The sequence below is a fragment of the Bradyrhizobium sp. USDA 3397 genome (genome assembly GCF_054060965.1).
The window spans coordinates 849,664-866,642 of the sequence record NZ_JBSSDS010000001.1 but is presented as its reverse complement, the minus strand read 5'-3'; the positions used below and the strand labels follow the sequence as shown (position 1 = coordinate 866,642).

11 protein-coding genes and 1 tRNA gene are annotated in these 16,979 nt (G+C 65.3%); 2 read left to right on the top strand and 10 right to left on the bottom strand.

The window, feature by feature from the left end; genetic code table 11:
- Positions 1 to 5: 5 nt before the first annotated feature.
- Both ACVWYQ_RS04180 and ACVWYQ_RS04175 read right to left on the bottom strand, forming a co-directional pair.
- Positions 6 to 1,169, bottom strand: coding sequence for a PspA/IM30 family protein (locus tag ACVWYQ_RS04180; protein WP_404541185.1), 1,164 nt, complete (start codon positions 1,167 to 1,169; stop codon positions 6 to 8).
- A 437-nt stretch (positions 1,170 to 1,606) separates the two neighbouring features.
- Positions 1,607 to 1,867, bottom strand: coding sequence for a hypothetical protein (locus ACVWYQ_RS04175; RefSeq protein ID WP_271542157.1), 261 nt, complete (start codon positions 1,865 to 1,867; stop codon positions 1,607 to 1,609).
- A 263-nt stretch (positions 1,868 to 2,130) separates the two neighbouring features.
- Between ACVWYQ_RS04175 and ACVWYQ_RS04170 the strand changes: the two genes are divergently transcribed.
- On the top strand, positions 2,131 to 2,325 hold the full coding sequence (locus tag ACVWYQ_RS04170) for a hypothetical protein (RefSeq protein ID WP_157284301.1): 195 nt from the start codon (positions 2,131 to 2,133) through the stop codon (positions 2,323 to 2,325).
- Positions 2,326 to 2,408: 83 nt separating this feature from the next.
- On the opposite strand, the gene ACVWYQ_RS04165 is transcribed toward ACVWYQ_RS04170, so the two are convergent.
- The 7 genes from ACVWYQ_RS04165 to ACVWYQ_RS04135 form a co-directional block, all read right to left on the bottom strand.
- Positions 2,409 to 2,555 (bottom strand): hypothetical protein, encoded by a 147-nt coding sequence (locus ACVWYQ_RS04165; RefSeq protein ID WP_198399783.1) that lies wholly within the window; start codon positions 2,553 to 2,555, stop codon positions 2,409 to 2,411.
- Positions 2,556 to 2,729: 174 nt separating this feature from the next.
- Positions 2,730 to 2,803: transfer RNA gene (locus tag ACVWYQ_RS04160), tRNA-Cys, on the bottom strand.
- 84 nt (positions 2,804 to 2,887) lie between these two features.
- Complete coding sequence (locus ACVWYQ_RS04155; RefSeq protein WP_271542155.1) at positions 2,888 to 3,628, bottom strand: tRNA-uridine aminocarboxypropyltransferase; 741 nt, start codon at positions 3,626 to 3,628, stop codon at positions 2,888 to 2,890.
- Between the two features lie 36 nt (positions 3,629 to 3,664).
- Positions 3,665 to 6,772: an efflux RND transporter permease subunit gene (locus ACVWYQ_RS04150; protein ID WP_157284297.1), complete on the bottom strand. Its 3,108-nt coding sequence runs from the start codon at positions 6,770 to 6,772 to the stop codon at positions 3,665 to 3,667.
- Positions 6,772 to 9,921: an efflux RND transporter permease subunit gene (locus ACVWYQ_RS04145; protein ID WP_456725457.1), complete on the bottom strand. Its 3,150-nt coding sequence runs from the start codon at positions 9,919 to 9,921 to the stop codon at positions 6,772 to 6,774. Before ACVWYQ_RS04145 ends, ACVWYQ_RS04150 begins: the two co-directional genes overlap by 1 nt.
- A gap of 37 nt (positions 9,922 to 9,958) precedes the next feature.
- Positions 9,959 to 11,350 carry an efflux RND transporter periplasmic adaptor subunit gene (locus ACVWYQ_RS04140; protein ID WP_404541192.1) on the bottom strand — a complete coding sequence of 464 codons (1,392 nt, stop codon included), beginning with the start codon at positions 11,348 to 11,350 and terminating at the stop codon, positions 9,959 to 9,961.
- The gene (locus ACVWYQ_RS04135; RefSeq protein WP_404541194.1) at positions 11,340 to 12,824 is read right to left on the bottom strand and encodes an efflux transporter outer membrane subunit; all 1,485 of its coding nucleotides are present in this window, start codon (positions 12,822 to 12,824) and stop codon (positions 11,340 to 11,342) included. Before ACVWYQ_RS04135 ends, ACVWYQ_RS04140 begins: the two co-directional genes overlap by 11 nt.
- Before the next feature lie 724 nt (positions 12,825 to 13,548).
- Between ACVWYQ_RS04135 and ACVWYQ_RS04130 the strand changes: the two genes are divergently transcribed.
- On the top strand, positions 13,549 to 14,583 hold the full coding sequence (locus tag ACVWYQ_RS04130) for a cysteine synthase A (protein WP_035999544.1): 1,035 nt from the start codon (positions 13,549 to 13,551) through the stop codon (positions 14,581 to 14,583).
- Between the two features lie 61 nt (positions 14,584 to 14,644).
- On the opposite strand, the gene ACVWYQ_RS04125 is transcribed toward ACVWYQ_RS04130, so the two are convergent.
- Positions 14,645 to 16,882: a tetratricopeptide repeat protein gene (locus ACVWYQ_RS04125; RefSeq protein WP_404541196.1), complete on the bottom strand. Its 2,238-nt coding sequence runs from the start codon at positions 16,880 to 16,882 to the stop codon at positions 14,645 to 14,647.
- Between the last annotated feature and the right edge of the window lie 97 nt (positions 16,883 to 16,979).

The following is a 16,979-nucleotide window of genomic DNA, read 5'->3' as shown; positions in this document are numbered from 1 at the left end:
CGCACTCAGGAGCCCGACTTCAACCGGGCCAGCCTCGCTGCAATTTCCTTGTCGCGATGGAGCGTGCTCAGCTCGTCGATGTCGCTCGAATAAGGAATTCCCGGCGGCACGCCGGTGGCCCGTGCCACTGCCCTGCCCGCCCGCAGCGCCTTCGCGGCAGCGGAGGTGCCGCCGGATTTCCGCGACGACGTCGATGTCTGTGGGCTGGCCTGTGCCTCGCTCTTTTCCAGATCGGCCCGGCGCTGCTCGGCATCCTGGAGCGCCGACAGCACCGCGCGGAGCGATGTGACGCATTGCTCGATCTTCTCGTTGTTCTCGTCGATGGCGCGAGAGAGCACCTCGAACTGCGCCTCCAGGTCCATTTGCCGCGCGATGCCGGCGCGGGCGAGATCATCGCGCCCGTCTGCGATCGCGGCCTCGATCTTGGCGGTCAGATCGGTCATCGCCCGCTCGATCTCGCTGCGGCGCGCGTTGAGGCGATATTCCTCGGCCCGCGCAGCGGCGAGCGCATCGCGCGCTTCGGTCTCGGCGCGCTCGATTTCGCGGATGGCCTGGCCGACCACCTTCAGCTTGTTCTTGCCTTCCGCCTGCTCGATCGCATCGTACGCGATCCCGGCAATCAGGCGCCCGACTCGGGACAGGAAATTGTCGGGAGCGGCAGCGATGTTATCCATGGCGTTCTCCTCCTCTGGCAGGCTGTTCGGCGTGACGCCGTAGTGAACTTCGAAACCGTCGTCGGTGCGGATGAGGCGCGCCGGCACGCTCTGCCCCCAGCCCTCGGCATAGCCGGCGTAGTCGAAGGGCACGCTGAAGCGCCCTTGCACGGTCGCAATCGAAATGGTGGCGGGCCCCTTGATCTTGGCGAGCTTGTCGTCGAGCGGCAGGCGGCGCCCTTGCGCGGCGCGATACTCCGCGCGGTCGCGGAGCCCCAACGTCACCAGCCGCGAAGGCAGCGCCGTCTGTTTGCGGATCGGCTCATAGGCATGGGCATGGAGCAGGACCACATTGGAACCCACATTGTGGGTCCGCGCCACCTCATCGAGGATTTCCATCATGCGGTCATAAGCCTGGAATGTCGCCTCGATGGCGGCCTTGGCGGCCGGGTCAGGGGCAAGCCGGTAACGCAGCGCGGACGGCGCGTTTTTGCGAGATGGGCTCATAGAAAGCACTAAAGCACCATTTTGGTACTTTCGGAAGAGGAAACTCGATCACGTTCTGCTGATTCCCATACACTCTGTAGGTTAGTCGCGGCGACGAGGGCCTGCGTTCAAGGCTGCCGATCATCCCTAGCGGACGGCCGATCAAGATTTGATGCACGCTTCGGTTGAAATTTGAGACGAATGCTGTGGGTGTTCGGTAAGCCGTCATTCTCTCGACGCGCCGTTGCGCGGAGCTCCGGCCGCAGCAGCGATCTGCCAGATCGCGCAATTATTTCGGTGAGCTCATTTGACGGAGATATGACGATCGCCGACCAAGATGCGACGACGGTACGAAGCATTCACGTCCGGCATCCGCAGCAAATCCACAGCATATCCACAGGGTGCCTGTGACCGATTCGCGAGCCTCTGCGAGACACTTGCTGCGCACAAACCCACAGGCGGGCCGTTCAGCCACCCGCCTGGTCGAATACGGATCGGCAGGCCTCGCTGAGGTTGGCGCGGTTGCGACGCAGGCAGGCGGTGATGGCGCGGACGTTGGGGATCTCGCCGGCGCAGAGCCGGTAGACATCGGGCGTACAGGCCCGCCGCTGCTCTGCCGTTCCCTGTGCATGGGCCGCGGAGGCAAACAGCGTCAGGAACAGCCCGACCGTCGAGGCGCTCCGCGCCCGGCTCTTCACGCCCGCAAACCGCAAGAACCTCGCCTTCATGACCGGTCTCCCGCTCTGCACTGCCCGCTCCGGCCTGCATTGGCCGGCACGGTGCAAAGGGGTTACGAGAAATAAACCGCCAGGGACGTGATCTCCTTCACACCCGCCGCGCGGCGGCGGCACATAGGGTTGCCCCGGGGATTTTCAGGAATCGCTAACCATTCGGGTCCCGATCGCCGCATCGTTAAAATGCGAACGATCGGGTCAATACGGAAACAAATCGGCTTTGCGACATTGCGCCGTCCGCGTTCTGCGAGGGTGTGATGAGCGAAGCCGAATTCAATTTGCTGCTGGATGCTGTCCGGGACGCCATGGTGTTTGAGGATTTCGCGCCTGTGCCGGTGGAGGAATACGTGCCCCGCTCGTGGAGCTTCAACGCGACGCCCAACGCTGCCAATGACAACGAGGGCGCCTGGCCCCTCCTGCCCTTTCCCGACGACTGGTACGCGGCCTGCTGAGGTCCGCCTTGAAGTGAACCGATGCGTCCGCCTTGCGGGCGGTTCGGCGTGACCGAGCGCCGGGGGGGACCGGCGCAGCCCGATCAAGTCTTGACGCGCTCCTCGCCGTGCTGCGGCGCCCGGTCGGGTGCAGCCGGCGGAAAGATGCTGTCATAGATCGCGCGCGCCTCAGCAATGAGGCGGGCCCGCTCCAGCTCGGATTTCGGGACAAATCGAACGACGTCGCCCACGTGCTCTCCAGCTCCAGGGTTTGGATGCGTCTCTTCGCAGATGCGAAGTCTATGCCAGAGGACTGAATCGCACCTTTCCGCCAAGCCCCGGGCAAACCCGGTGACTGGCTGGCGCGTGCGGCTCGGCGAAACCGCCCAAAAGTCAAAATTTTGCGGAAAATCAGAGACTTGTGATGGAGGCCACGACCAGAATTGAACTGGTGTACACGGTTTTGCAGACCGTTGCGTAACCACTCCGCCACGTGGCCCCGTAAGGGCGGACCAATATAGGGGATCAATGGCTTAGGCAACCCCACGGCCCGCGGGTAGCACAGCGAAATGTCCAGGCAAAATCAGGCGCGCTTGCCGCGCCGGAAGTCGCGCCGGCGGCCCTTGGGCGCGGGCTTGGGTGCCAGTTCCGGCATCTCGGCCTGGACCTCGCGGTAGCGAGCCAGCATCCGTTCGAAACTGGCATGAAGCGTCTCGGCGATATCAGAGCGCCGCTCGAGGCCGGCGAGGATCGTCGCGGCGGCTTCGATGGTCGAGAGGCCGTCGCGGCGCGGCTCCTTGCGCAAGCGCCCGTAGCGAGAGGGATGCGCCGGATTGAGGATCACGCGCTGGCATTTGAGCATCCAGGGATTGCGCCACCACAGCGCCTTGGCCTGGCTCCAGGTGCCGTCGAGCAGCACCACGCCTTCGAGCTTGCCGAGGATCGCGCGCTGGTTCTCCGCGACCTCGCCCTTGCGGTTGAGCGCGACGATCTCAGCTTCGGCATCGAGATCGGCCGCGCGTGCCGAGCCGAGATAGAGCACCGCCCAGTGCGAAGCATTCTCGACCGGACGTCCCAGCGCCTTGGACAGGCTCGGCCAGGACAGGCCGACCCGCACCGTGGCATCGGCAAAATGCCTGGCCAGCAGCCGCGCCGTGCCGAGCGCCCTGTCCTGCTCCTGCGGATGCTGCAGGATCAGGAGCGAGAGCCGGTTCTCGATCGGCGTGACGCTGTCGCAAATGCACAGCGGCATCGGCTTCTGGCAATGCGGGCATTCGGGGATCGGCTCGGCCGGCGCGGCGGTAGTGTCGGACGGATTGGACATGGCGCCGCTATACGCTTGACGCGGCGCTGCAACAACCTATTCCGCCGGGGCCGCCAGCGGACGCGGCTCGGATCGCCGCCGCAGGCGGTCGATCAGGAGGTAGATCACGGGCGTCGTGTACAGCGTCAGGATCTGCGAGACGAACAGGCCCCCGATGATGGTGATGCCGAGTGGGCGGCGCAACTCCGTGCCGGGGCCGGTCGCGATCACCAGCGGAATGCCGGCAAACAGCGCCGCCATGGTCGTCATCAGGATCGGGCGGAAGCGCGCCTGGCAGGCCTCGAAGATCGCCTCGGCCGAGGACAGGCCGCGCTGGCGCTCGGCATCGAGCGCGAAGTCCACCATCATGATGCCGTTCTTCTTGACGATGCCGATCAAGAGGATGATGCCGACGAAGGCGATCACCGTCAGCGGCGTGTTGGTGAGCTGCAAGGCCAGCAGCGCACCTAAGCCGGCCGAAGGCAGCGTCGAGATGATCGTGAGCGGATGGGCGAGGCTCTCATAGAGCACCCCGAGCACGATATACATCGCGACCAGCGCGCCGAGGATCAGGAGCGGCTGACGACCGCTGGTCCTGGCGAAATCGCCGGCATTGCCGTCGAAGCTGCCACGAATGCCTTCGGGCATGTGCAACTCGTCGACCGCGCGCTGGATGTTCTGGGTCGCCGCCTGAAGCGGCACGTCCGGCATCAGGTTGAAGGACACCGTGGTCGATGGGAACGACTGCGAATGATAGACGGCAAGCGCAGCGAGCCCACGCGTCGCGCGCACCACGGCCGACAGCGGCACCTGCGCATCTCCCGCCCCGGCGACGTAGATGCGATCGAGATTGGAGGGGTCGACCTGGAACTTCGGGTCGATCTCCAGCACGGTCATGTACTGATTGCGCTGGGTGTAGATGATCGAGATCTGCCGCTGTGCGAAAGCGTTGTTCAGCGCGTTGTCGATGTCCTGGACCCTGACGCCGAGCGCGGACGCCTTCTGGCGGTCGATGGCGAGCGTCAGCTGCAGCCCGCCGGGATCGCGATCGCTGGAGATGTCGGTGATGCCCTCCACGCTCTCCAGGCGCTTGGCCACGATCGGCGCCCATTTCTGCAACAGGCCGAGATCGGTGCTGGTGAGCGTATATTGGTAGTCGGAATCGCTCTGACGCCCGCCGGCCCGCACGTCCTGGGCGGCGAACATGAAGAGGCGGATGCCGGGCACGGGATACAGCGCGCGCCTGAGCCGGTCGATCACGACCTCAGTCGACACGTGGCCACGCTCCTCCGGCGGCTTCAGGCTGATGAACATGGTGCCGCGGTTCGAGGTTGCCGGCCCCGGCCCCCCGCCTCCGCTGCCCACGGTCGAGCCGATGCCGGCCACGGCCGGATCCCGCATCACGATCTCGGCGAGCCGCTGCTGCAGGCCGAGCATCGACTGAAACGAGATGTCCGCCGAGGCGCGCGTCGCGCCGATGATGAGGCCGGAATCGTCGGTCGGGAAGTAGCCTTTGGGGACCTTGATGTAGAGCGTCACCGTGAGCGCGATGGTGGCGAAGAACACCAGCAGCGTCAGCAGCGGGAATTCCAGCACGGTGCGCAAGCTGCGGGCGTAGAACGCGACGGTGCGCGATAGCGCGCCTTCGATAATGCGGTCGAACAGCGTTGCCGTGCCGGAGGTGGTCTGCCGGATGTAATGGGCGCAGATCATCGGCGTGACCGTCAGCGACACCAGCGTCGAGACCAGGATGGCAAAGGTCAGCGTCAGCGAGAATTCGCGCAGGAGCCGGCCGACGACGCCGTCCATGAAGATCAGCGGCGTGAAGGCGGCGATCAGCGACAGGCTGATCGAGACCACGGTGAAGCCGATCTGCTTGGCGCCCTCCTGCGCCGCCCGGAACGGCCGCATGCCTTGCTCGAGGTTGCGGAACATGTTCTCGATCATGACGATGGCGTCGTCGACGACGAAGCCGACGGAGATGGCGAGCGCCATCAGCGACAGGTTGTCGATGGAGAAGCCTGCGACCCACATGCCTGCGCAAGTGCCGGCGAGTGCCAGCGGCACCGAGATGCCGGCCGCGATGGTCGGCGTCAGCCGCCGCAGGAACACGAACACGACGACCATCACAAGGACGGACGTTGCCAGCAGCGTCCATTGCATGTCCAGCACACTGGCGCGGATCGTGCCGGTCCGATCGACCAGGGTGGAGATCTCGACACCGGCCGGGATCCACTGCTTCAGCTCGGGGATGAGCGCCTTGACCCGGTCGACGGTGTCGATGACGTTGGCATCGCCCTGCTTGGTGATCTGGATCAGAACCGCCGGTTGCCTGTTGAACCAGGCGATCGAGCGGACGTTGCGGACGGAATCCTCGATGTCGGCGACGTCCGACAGCCGCACGAAATTATTGCCCGAGCTCTTGATGACGATGTCGCGGAACTCCTTCGCCGTGCGCATCTGCTTGTTCAGCGACAGCGTCTCGCTCTGGCGCTCGCCTTCGAAGATGCCGACGGGGCCGAGCGCGTTGGCGGCGATGATCGCGGTTCGCACGTCGTCAGTGGCGATTCCAGCATTGGACAGCGCAACCGGGTTGAGCTGCACGCGCACGGCCGGCTGGTCGGCGCCGGAGATCGACACGTTGCCGACGCCCGGCACCTGCGAGATGCGTTGCGCCAAGACGCTGTCGGCGACGTCGTAGATCGCCGACGGAGAGATCGTCTTGGAGGTCAACGCCAGCACGAAGATGGGTGCGCCGGCCGTGTTTGCCTTGCGGAAACGCGGCAGCGTCGGCAGGTCGCTCGGCAGGTCGACCATCGCGGCGTTGATGGCCGCCTGCACGTCGCGCGCGGCCTTGTCGATGTTGCGGCCGATGTCGAACTGAAGCTGGATGCTGGTCGTGCCGAGGCTCGAGGTCGAGGTGATCTGGTTGATGCCGGCGATCTCTCCCAACCGCCGCTCAAGTGGCGACGCCACCGTCGCCGCCATCACGGACGGATCGGCGCCGGGCCGGCTGGCGGAGACGAAGATGGCGGGGAAGTCGACATTCGGAACCGAGGCGACGGGCAGGAACTGGTAGGCGACGATACCCAGCAGGAACAGCCCGATCGACAGCAGCGTGGTCGCGACCGGACGGCGGATGAAGGGCTCCGAGATCGATGCCATCACTGCATCCCCTCGGTCGCGCCGGCGACCGGCGGGCCGCCGGATTCGGCCGGCGGCAATGCCTGCTCGAACCGGCGGTTGATGCGGTCGAGCGCCAGGTAGATCACGGGCGTCGTGTAAAGTGTCAGGAGCTGGCTGAGCAGCAGACCGCCGATGATGGAGATGCCGAGGGGAAAGCGCAGCTCGGCGCCGGTGCCGCTCTCGATCGCGAGCGGCAGCGCCCCGAACAGCGCCGCCAGCGTCGTCATCATGATCGGACGGAAGCGTAACAGACACGCCTGCACGATCGCTTCGTTCGGCGACATGCCCCGCCCGCGCTCGGCCTCGAGCGCAAAGTCGATCATCATGATCGCGTTCTTCTTGACGATGCCCATCAAGAGGATGATGCCAATCAGGCCGATCACCGAGAGGTCCTGTCCGCACAGCATCAGCGCCAGGATGGCGCCGACACCGGCCGAGGGCAGCGTCGACAGGATCGTGATCGGATGGATATAGCTCTCGTAGAGCACCCCTAACACGATGTAGATCGTGATGACGGCGGCGAGCAGCAGCCACGGCTGGCCGGCGAGTGCCTTGGCGAATTCGGCGGCGTCGCCGGCATAGACGCCGACGATGCTGCCCGGCATGCCGATGCGGGTCTCGATCACCTTCACAGCTTCGACGGCATCGCCAAGCGCCGCGCCCGGCGCCAGGTTGAAGCTGAGCGACACCGACGGGAATTGCGCCTGGTGCGAGATCGCGAGCGGCGCCGTGGTCCGCTTCAGCGTCGCCACGGCCGACAGCGGCACCTGGGCATTGGGCGCGCCGGCGGTGGCGCTCGCGGCGCCCGGCAGATAGAGCTTCGACAGGATCGAGGGATCGCGCTGATACATCGGCAGGGCCTCCAGCACCACGCGGTACTGGTTGGCCTGGCCGTAGATGGTCGAGATCTGCCGCTGCGCGAAGGCATCGTTCAGCGTGTCGGTGATTGCTTGCAGGCTTACCCCGAGCTGGCCGGCGCGCGTGCGGTCAACATCGAGCTGCGCCCGCAGGCCGCCCTCCTGCGCCTCGGAGGAGACGTCTCGGAAAAGAGGATCGCGCCGCATCTCCGCAACCAGCTTGCGCGCCCATTCCGAGACCAGCGCCGCATCGGTGCCGGTCAGCGTGTACTGGTATTGCGAGCGGCTCGACTGGGTCGAGATCTGCACGTCCTGCACCGGCTGGAAATAGACGGTCATGCCGGGGATGCCGGAGACCCGCTCCTTCAGCCGAGTTACGACCACGCTGACATCGTCTTGGCGCTCGCCGCGCGGCCGCAAGCTCATGACGAGCCGGCCGACATTGGTGGTCGGGTTGACGGAGCCCGCACCGATCACCGACACCACGCCGACCACATCAGGGTCGGCCCTGATGGCCTCGGCCGCCTCGGCCTGCCGCCTCTTCATTTCCGCAAACGACACGTCGGGCCCCGCCTCGGTCACCGCCGTGATCGACGCGGTGTCCTGCAGCGGCAGGAAGCCCTTGGGCGCGACGACATAGAGCACCAGCGTCGCGATCAGCGTAACGAACGTCACGACCAGCGTGGCGCGCTGACGCTCCAGCACCCACAACAGCGATGTGTGATAGGCGTCGACCGTACGGTCGATGAAGCGGCTGATCGCGGCCAATCCCGGCACGGCCAGCTCCTCGTGCGCGTGCTTGAGCAGCCGCGAGCACATCATCGGCGTCAGCGTCAGCGAGACCACCGCCGAGGTCACGACCGCAATCGTCAAGGTCAGCGCGAATTCGCGGAACATGCGCCCGACCAGGCCCGACATGAACAGGAGCGGGATGAAGACCGCAATCAGCGACACCGTCAGCGAGATCACGGTAAAGCCGATCTCGCTGGCGCCCTTGCGCGAGGCTTCCATCGCGCCATCGCCATTTTCCATGTGACGCACGATGTTTTCGATCATCACGATGGCATCGTCGACGACGAATCCGGTGCCGATCGTGAGCGCCATCAGCGACAGATTGTCGAGACTGAAGCCGGCAAAATACATGATGCCGAAGCTCGTGATCAGCGACAACGGCAGCGCCACGCCGGCGATCACGGTCGCGCGCAACGAACGCAGGAACAGCAGCACCACCAGCGTCACCAGCACGACGGCAAGGACCAGAGTGAATTGTACGTCGCGCACCGAGGCGCGGATGGTGACGGTGCGATCGGAGACGATGGTGAGATTCACGCCGGCCGGGATCGCGCGCTGCAGTTTCGGGATCTCGGCGCGGATCTGGCTGACGACGTCGATGACGTTGGCGCCGGGCTGGCGCTGGATGTCGAGGATGACCGCCGGCGTGCCCTGGTACCAGCCGCCGGTGCGGTCGTTCTCGAGGCCGTCGACGATCTGGGCGACGTCGGCAATGGTCACCGGCGAGCCGTTGCGATAGGCGATGATGACGGGCTTGTAGGCTTCGGCCGCCGCGATCTGGTCGTTGGCGGCGATGATGTAGGATTGCTGCGCGCCGTCGAGCGAGCCTTTCGGCCCCGAGACATTGGCATTGGCGATCGCGGTGCGCAGATCTTCCATCGCGATGCCGTAGGCTGCAAGGCGCGCCAGATCGGCCTGGATGCGCACGGCCGGCTTCAACCCGCCCAGCACGGACACGCGCCCGACGCCGGAGATCTGGCTCAAACGTTGCGCCAGAATGGTGTCGGCGATGTCGCTCATCACCCGCAGCGAGATCGTGTCCGAGCGCAGCGCCAACGTCATCACCGGCGCATCCGCCGGGTTCACCTTGGCGTAGGTCGGCGGGTAAGGCAGCGTCCTCGGCAGCACGCCCGCGGCGGCATTGATCGCGGCCTGCACGTCCTGCGTCGCCCCGTCTATGTCGCGGTTGAGCTCGAACTGCAGCGAGATCTGGCTGACGCCGAACGAGCTCGTCGAGTTCATCGCCGAGAGCGACGGGATCTGCCCGAGCTGCCGCTCCAGCGGCGCGGTGATCAGCGAGGCGATCACGTCCGGACTCGCGCCCGGCAGCTGCGTCGTCACCTGCACGGTCGGGAAATCGACCTGCGGCAGCGCCGAGACGGGCAGTGCGAAATAGCCGAGCAGCCCGCCGATCAGAAGCGCGATGCCGAGCAGCGAGGTCGCGATCGGCCGGCGGATGAAGGGTTCGGAGACGCCCATTGGTTATGCCTGCCGCTTCAAGCGGCTGTTGTCGGGATCATGGCTGCTTGGCTCCACTTTCCGATGCCCCCGGCCCCGGCGCCGGTCCCGTCTGCCCCTTCTGGTCGCCTTCGCTGCTCTTGCGCTTGGCGCGCAACTCGCCGTCCTTGGCTTGGCCGTCCTTCTGGCCTTCGTTGGCACCATCCTTCTTCTGGGCGTCCGGTGCGCGCGAGCGCTTGCGCGGGGCAAGATCGGCCGATGGAGTCTGGTCGTCGCGGCCGACGATCACCTTGGAGCCGTCGGACAGATTTGCGAAGCCCGTGGTGACCACCCTCTCGCTCGCCGACAGGCCGCTGGCGATCACGGCGTCATGCTCGTTCTGCTGGGTCACCGTCACGGGCTTGGCCGAGACGATGTTGTCCGCGCCGATAACGTAGCTGAAAGTGCCGATCGGGCCGCGCTGCACCGCCGAGGTCGGCACCACCAACGCCTGCGTCAAGGTCTCGACCTTGAGGCGGACATTGACGAACTGGCCCGGCCAGAGCTGGTAATTGGCATTGGGGAATTCGGCCTTGAGCTTGAGCGTGCCGGTGGTCTGGTCGACCTGGTTGTCGATGCCGGTGAGCTTGCCGGTATCGATCACCGTGATGCCGTCATTGCCGAACACGTCGACCGCGAGCGGCCCCTTCGCCGCCGCCGCGTTGACGCGCATGATCTGCTGTTGCGGCAGGCTGAACCACACCGCGATCGGCTGCAATTGCGTGATCACCACGAGGCCCGTGGTGTCGGAAGCATGGATGATGTTGCCCTGGTCGACCAGGCGCAGGCCGACACGGCCCGAGATCGGCGCCACGATCTTGGTGTAGCTCAGCGTCGCCGCCGCGTTGTCGATCGCAGCCTGGTCGGCCTTGACCAACGCCTCGGTCTGCGCGACCAGCGCACGCTGGGTGTCTGCCTGCTGCTTGGAGCCGGCGTTGGAGGCAGCGAGCTGCTCGTAGCGCGCGAGGTCGATGCGTTGATTGGCGAGCTGGGCCTGATCCTGCGCCTTCTTGGCAACCGCCTGGTCGTACTGAGCCTGATAGATCGCCGGATCGATTTCGCCGAGCACGTCGCCCTTCTTGACGTCCTGGCCTTCCGTGAAGTTGACCGCGATCAGCTTGCCGTCGACCTGCGAGCGCACGGTTACGGTGTTGAGCGCGCGGATCGCGCCGACGCCGTCGAGATAAACCGGCACGTCCTGGATGCGCGGGCTCGCCGCCAGCACCGGCACCGGCAGATCGGGGCGCTGATTGCGGTTGTTCGCCTGCTGCTGCTGCATTGCAATCCAGCCGACGTAACCAAGGCCGCCAAGGATCGCGAGCGTGATCAGGGTCATGACGAAGCCACGGCCGCGCGATCTCTTCGTCGTCCCCTCTCCCGCGCCCTGCTTGGTGTCCGGCTTAAAGAGCATTGACCGGTTTCTCCATTCGCGGCTCCCAGCCGCCGCCGAGCGCCTGGTACAGGCTGACGATGGCCAGAAGCCGTGCGAGTTGGGCCTGCCACAACGCGTCTTCCGCCTGGAACAGGGTCAGTTGGGTGTTGAGCACTGTGACGATGTCGGCGGTGCCGGCACGCAATTGCTGCTCGGAAAGATCGAAGGCGCGACGCGAGGCGGCGACGACGTCGCGCTGCAATTGCAGCCTGATCGTGGTCTGCTTGATCGAGAACAGGGCGTTGTCGACGTCGGCAAAGGCCTGGACGATGGTCTTGCGATAGGTTTGCAGCAGCTCGTCCTGCCGCGCCTTGGCCAATTCGAAATTGCCGAGGATCCTGCCGCCGTCGAAGATCGGCTGTGTCGCGCTGCCGACGAGCTGGAAGAAGGCCGCATGCGGCTGGAACAGCGAGACCAGCGCCGAGCTCTGGTAGCCGCCATTGCCGGTGAGCTGGATGGTCGGAAAGAACTGAGCGCGGGCATTGCCGATGTTGGCGGTGGCCGAGGCGAGCTGCGCCTCCTGTCGGCGGATGTCCGGCCGCTGCGTCAGGAGCTCCGACGGCAGGCCGGGCGTCACGCGCGGGATCGCGATCCGGTCCAGAGAGCCGCCGTGCACGCGCACGCTCTCCGGCGGCCGCGACACCAGCACGGCGAGCGCGTTGACGTTCTGGTCGAGCGTCTGGCGCAACGGCGGCACCAGCGCCTTCTGGTTCGCCAGCACGCTCTCCTGCTGGGCAACGTCGAGATCGGTGCCGGTGCCCGCCCTGCGGCGCTCCCTCACCGCATCGAGGATGCGCTGCGCGCTCGCGATGTTGCGCTGTGAGGTCCTGATGCGGTCCTGCGAGGCGAGCACCTGGAAATAGGCGTTGGCGACGGCGGCGAGCGTCGTCAGCGCGACCGTGTCGCGATCGAAACGGTTGGCGTTCGCCGTCTCCTCCGCCGATTGCAGCGCGTCGCGGTTCTGCCCCCAGAAATCGAGCTGATAGCTCGCGCTCAGCGAGGCCGAGTAATTGACGACCTCGCGCCCGCCGATGGACAGCCCCGAAGCGCTCGAGCCGGATGTGCGTGAATAGGACTCCGATCCGGCTGTCGAGACACTCGGCAGCAGCGCCGCGCCGGCCTGTCGCGCCTGCGCGTCAGCCTGGACAATGCGCGCCACGGCTGCGGCAATGTCGAGATTAACGGTCTGCGCCTCCTCCATCAGTTGCGTCAGCTCCGCGGAGCGGAAGCCGCGCCACCAATCCAGCGACGGCGGCGCATCGCCCTTGCCGGCATATTTGTAGTGCGCGGGAACGTCGAGCGCGGGATCGGGAAGATCCTGGGTCAGCACGCACGCCCCCGAGCCGGCGGCGAGACAGAGCACCGCAATCCATCGCGCCGCGCGCAGCGTTCCGAATGCAGAACCGAGAGACCGCCGCGAGGCGATCACTGGAACTTGCTGTGTCACATCCACCCCCCGCCGGGCAGATCAAGCCGCCGCAACGCTGCCGGATTAACCGATTCGCGGCGGGACGGTCGGGAGGCTTTGGACGACGCGCTCACAGTAATGATGCTTTCTGCGGAACCTGAGCTTCATACTAGCCGGGCCCGGAACGGCGGGACAGTGCCGCAATTGCGAGATGCCCGTGCCAACGAGGCGGGAGCGAACTGACAAGAATGCGAAAAGCGCCTGTCTCGCAGAGACTTTCTTCATTGCGAAACATTGGGAAACGTAAGCAAGCTTACCAAGATTTCATGTGATATCGCGGCCACACCCTTAGCTTCGCTCTTTATTCCCAACGCGTTGCACGCCTTCAGCTCAGTCCCACCCTCTGGGCGACGCACAACACCAGCCAATCTTGCCGAAAACGAAGCCGTCCAACGTACCGATATCTCTTTGGCCGTCACCGCGTCCACGTGTCCTGTCGCGACCCGTCTCGCCAGTGGCAAGAATCGGTCGCGACAGTGCTGATGGGGAGCGCAATCGTTCGTGCCCTGGCCGGGGTTCGGTCGTTTCCTCCTACCGATATCCCGCCTCGCGGCCGCGCGCATCAGCGCCGGTCTCGTCTCGGGCATATCACTGTTTCCGCGGGCGTTTCGGTCAGGTTCGCCGCAGCGCAAAAGCCTTCCCCTTTGGCCTCCCAAGCACTAGGTTCGGGCCAAAGCCGATCAACCCCTTGGTAGTGATTTCCCCCGACATGACCATTCGCAACGACGTTGTCGAAGCCATCGGCAACACCCCCCTGATCAAGCTCAAGCAGGCTTCGGAATTGACCGGCTGCACCATCCTGGGCAAGGCCGAGTTCATGAATCCCGGTCAGTCGGTGAAGGACCGCGCCGGCAAATGGATGATCCTGGAGGCCGAGAAGCGCGGCGAGCTGAAGCCCGGCGGGCTGGTGGTGGAAGCGACCGCCGGCAATACCGGCATCGGCCTTGCCGTGGTTGCGAGCGCGCGCGGCTATCGCACCCTGATTGTAATCCCGGAGACGCAGAGTCAGGAGAAGAAGGACTTTCTGAAGCTTTGCGGTGCCGAGCTGATCGAGGTGCCGGCCCTTCCCTACGCCAACCCCAACAACTACCAGCATGTCGGCCGGCGGCTCGCCGACGAGCTGCGCAAGACCGAGCCCAATGGCGTGCTGTTCGCCGACCAGTGGAACAACCTGGACAACGCCAAGGCGCATTACGAATCCACGGGGCCTGAGATCTGGGAGCAGACCGGCGGCAAGGTCGACGGCTTCGTCTGCTCGGTTGGCAGCGGCGGCACGCTCGCCGGCGTCAGCCGCTATTTGAAGGAGAAGAACAAGAACATCCGCATCGCCTGCGCCGATCCCCACGGTGCCGGCATGTACGAATATTTCAGGACCGGCGATCCCAAGGCGACGCCGGGCGGCTCGATCACGGAGGGCATCGGCCTCAACCGCGCCACCGCCATCGTCGAGACCGCCAAGGTCGACGATGCCTATCTCATTCCCGACACCGACGCGGTCAGTGCGATCTACGAGCTGCTCCAGCACGAAGGTCTGTGCCTCGGCGGCTCGACGGGCATCAATGTCGTCGGCGCGATGCGGCTTGCGAAGCAGCTCGGGCCCGGCAAGACGATCGTTACCGTGCTGTGCGATTCCGGCAGCCGCTATCTGTCGAAGCTGTTCAACGCCGACTTCATGCGCGCCAAGAACCTGCCGGTGCCGGAATGGCTGGAGAAGCGCAGCAACATCAAGCCGCCCTTCGTCTGATCGTCACACGCATCATCGGGCCGAGGGCGCAGATCCACAAAATCTGCGCAGTTCGGCCGGCTCAAGCGACCCGCCCGCTTTCCGAGGCCGCGGCACAATAGTCGCGCCAGAACTTGCGGTAACCCTCCTCGACCCTGCGCGTGTAGGTTTCGACATTACCCGCGGCCGAAGCCGCGATCCGGGCCGGCAATTCCGCGCGCAGCTTTGCCAGATGCGCGGGCTGGGCAGCGAATTTGCACGCGATAGCGGCGTAGCCCTCGTCGTCCTCGGCCAACCAGTCGTCAAGACCGACGGCGGCCACGATGGAGCCGCCGGCGCGCGAGGATGCGCCGTGGCCGAGCTTGGCGACGACCGGAACGCCCGCATAGAGGGATTCCCAGGTGCTGACGCCGCCGTTCTGCGGAAACGGATCGAGCGAAATATCGACCAGCGCGAAGGCTCGCAGATGATCGGCGCGCTCGGACGAGCCGAGGCAGGTGATCCTCTCCTCGGCGATCCCGTGGGCGACAAAGCGCGCGAGCAGGCCGTCGCGCACCAGGGGATCGTCGAGCAGCGTATGCTTGATGATGATCTTCGATCCGGCCACCTCCCGCATCACGTTCGACCACACGCGAATGGCCTCGTCCGAGATCTTGTTGACGCGGTTGAACACGCCGAAAGTGACGTAGCCGTTGCGAAGCATGGGAAGCTCCGAAGGCGGCACATCCAGGATGGGATCGATCGTGATCAGGCACGGCAGGTCATAGACTGTTTCGGCCAGCAGATGCCGCGCCGATTGCGGAATGAAGACCGGATCCGCGAGCACGTAGTCCATCGTCCGAAGGCCCGTACCGGTCGCGTGCCCGAAGCCCGTGACCTGGATGGGAGCCGGCTTGCGGGCGAAGACCTGAAGCCTGTTGCCCGACGAGTGCCCGGACACGTCGATCAGGATATCGACCTTGTCGGCCTCGATACGATCGGCCAGTTCGTCGTCGAACATCTGCCAGGCATCGACCCAGCCGTCTGCCGCCGACTTGAATTCGGCTGTGATCGCATCTCGTGTCGGCGAACACGAATAGCAGACGACCTCGAAGCTGGCATGATCGTGATGGCGCAGCACCGGCAGCAAGCCGAACGCCGCCGAATGATACCAGAATTCGGCGGAAACATAGCCGATCACGATCCGCCTGTCGGGATCGAGCTGGCGGGGGGCGAGCTTCCTCTGCGGCACGCAGGCACCGATCGCCTCGCCCCAGGACCTTCGCGTCGCCTGCTGGATCGTGAAATCGGCGTCGGGGAGAAAGTCCAGATAGTAGATCTTCCGCGCCATCAAGTCTGGATCCGGCGAGATCGCCAGCGCGGCGTCGAGATGTTCGATTGCGGACGCGATTTCTCCCTGATTTGCAAAACAGGAGCTCAGCAACGCCAATGCGATCGTGGAACGTGGATTTTGCTCGAGCAAGGTCGTGGAGGCCAGGATCGCCTGTGCGGTATTTCCCAGGCTGAGCGAGACCTCCGCCTTTCCCCGCAAGGCCATTTCGAACCGGGGCGAAAGCGCAAGTGCCGCATCGAAGTCCGCCGCCGCCTGTTCCAGCCGCGACAGCGCCGAGTTGAGGCGTCCGCGCTGCGCCAGAATCTTGGCCGAATCGGGCTTGATCGCGAATGCCGCTGCGAGCGCAGCTTCCGCCTCATCGTAGCGCTTGAGCTCGATGCTGACCACGCCCTTGCCGATGAGTGCTTCGACGTGGCGCGGCTGAAACAACAAAGCGCGATCAAAGCTCTCCCTGGCACGGTCAAACCGGAACAGCGCCAGCTCCGCCACGCCACGATTGCAAAGCGCGTCGGCGTAGTCGGGCTTCAGCTTGATGGCGCGATCGTAGACCTCGATGGCCTGCTCGGGCAGGTTCATCTGGAGCAGGGTGTTGCCGAGACCGGCCAGGGCCGGCGTAAAATTCGGCTTCAGCGCGATCGCTTTCTCCTGACAGGCGCGCGCCGCTTCCAATTTCTGAAGCACGAAGTAGAGCGCCGCGAGATTGCTCTGAGCCTCATGCGAACGCGGATCGATCGCAATCGCGCGCTCGAGCAGCTGTTGCGCCTCGTCGAGGCGCCCGCCCTGCTGCAAGCTGAGGCCGAGCACGTGTGTGGCGTCGAAATGATCCGGAACGGCTTGCAAAATCTGGCGGCAGAGCGCCTCGCTCTCCGCATATCTGCCTTGGCCATAGGCGCTCGCCGCTGCGGAGATGACGGCGTCGGCCTGCTTCTTCAATTTCTTCTGCAATCGCGCATTCTGGAATGCGCGCGCGCCGACGCTGCTCTGCAAGGTGTCTCTCCGGAAGATGGCCCAAGGCCGAGTCTAACTGATTCGCGCACCGACCCGGCCGGGCTGCCGGACCAGAAATCCGTCCGGGATATCCCGG

Excerpts from the sequence above, each read along its gene's own strand:
- ACVWYQ_RS04175 (WP_271542157.1), bottom strand. The coding sequence starts at position 1,867 with ATGAAGGCGAGGTTCTTGCGGTTTGCGGGCGTGAAGAGCCGGGCGCGG.
- ACVWYQ_RS04170 (WP_157284301.1), top strand. The coding sequence starts at position 2,131 with ATGAGCGAAGCCGAATTCAATTTGCTGCTGGATGCTGTCCGGGACGCC.
- ACVWYQ_RS04155 (WP_271542155.1), bottom strand. The coding sequence starts at position 3,628 with ATGTCCAATCCGTCCGACACTACCGCCGCGCCGGCCGAGCCGATCCCC.
- ACVWYQ_RS04150 (WP_157284297.1), bottom strand. The coding sequence starts at position 6,772 with ATGGCATCGATCTCGGAGCCCTTCATCCGCCGTCCGGTCGCGACCACG.
- ACVWYQ_RS04145 (WP_456725457.1), bottom strand. The coding sequence starts at position 9,921 with ATGGGCGTCTCCGAACCCTTCATCCGCCGGCCGATCGCGACCTCGCTG.
- ACVWYQ_RS04140 (WP_404541192.1), bottom strand. The coding sequence starts at position 11,350 with ATGCTCTTTAAGCCGGACACCAAGCAGGGCGCGGGAGAGGGGACGACG.
- ACVWYQ_RS04130 (WP_035999544.1), top strand. The coding sequence starts at position 13,549 with ATGACCATTCGCAACGACGTTGTCGAAGCCATCGGCAACACCCCCCTG.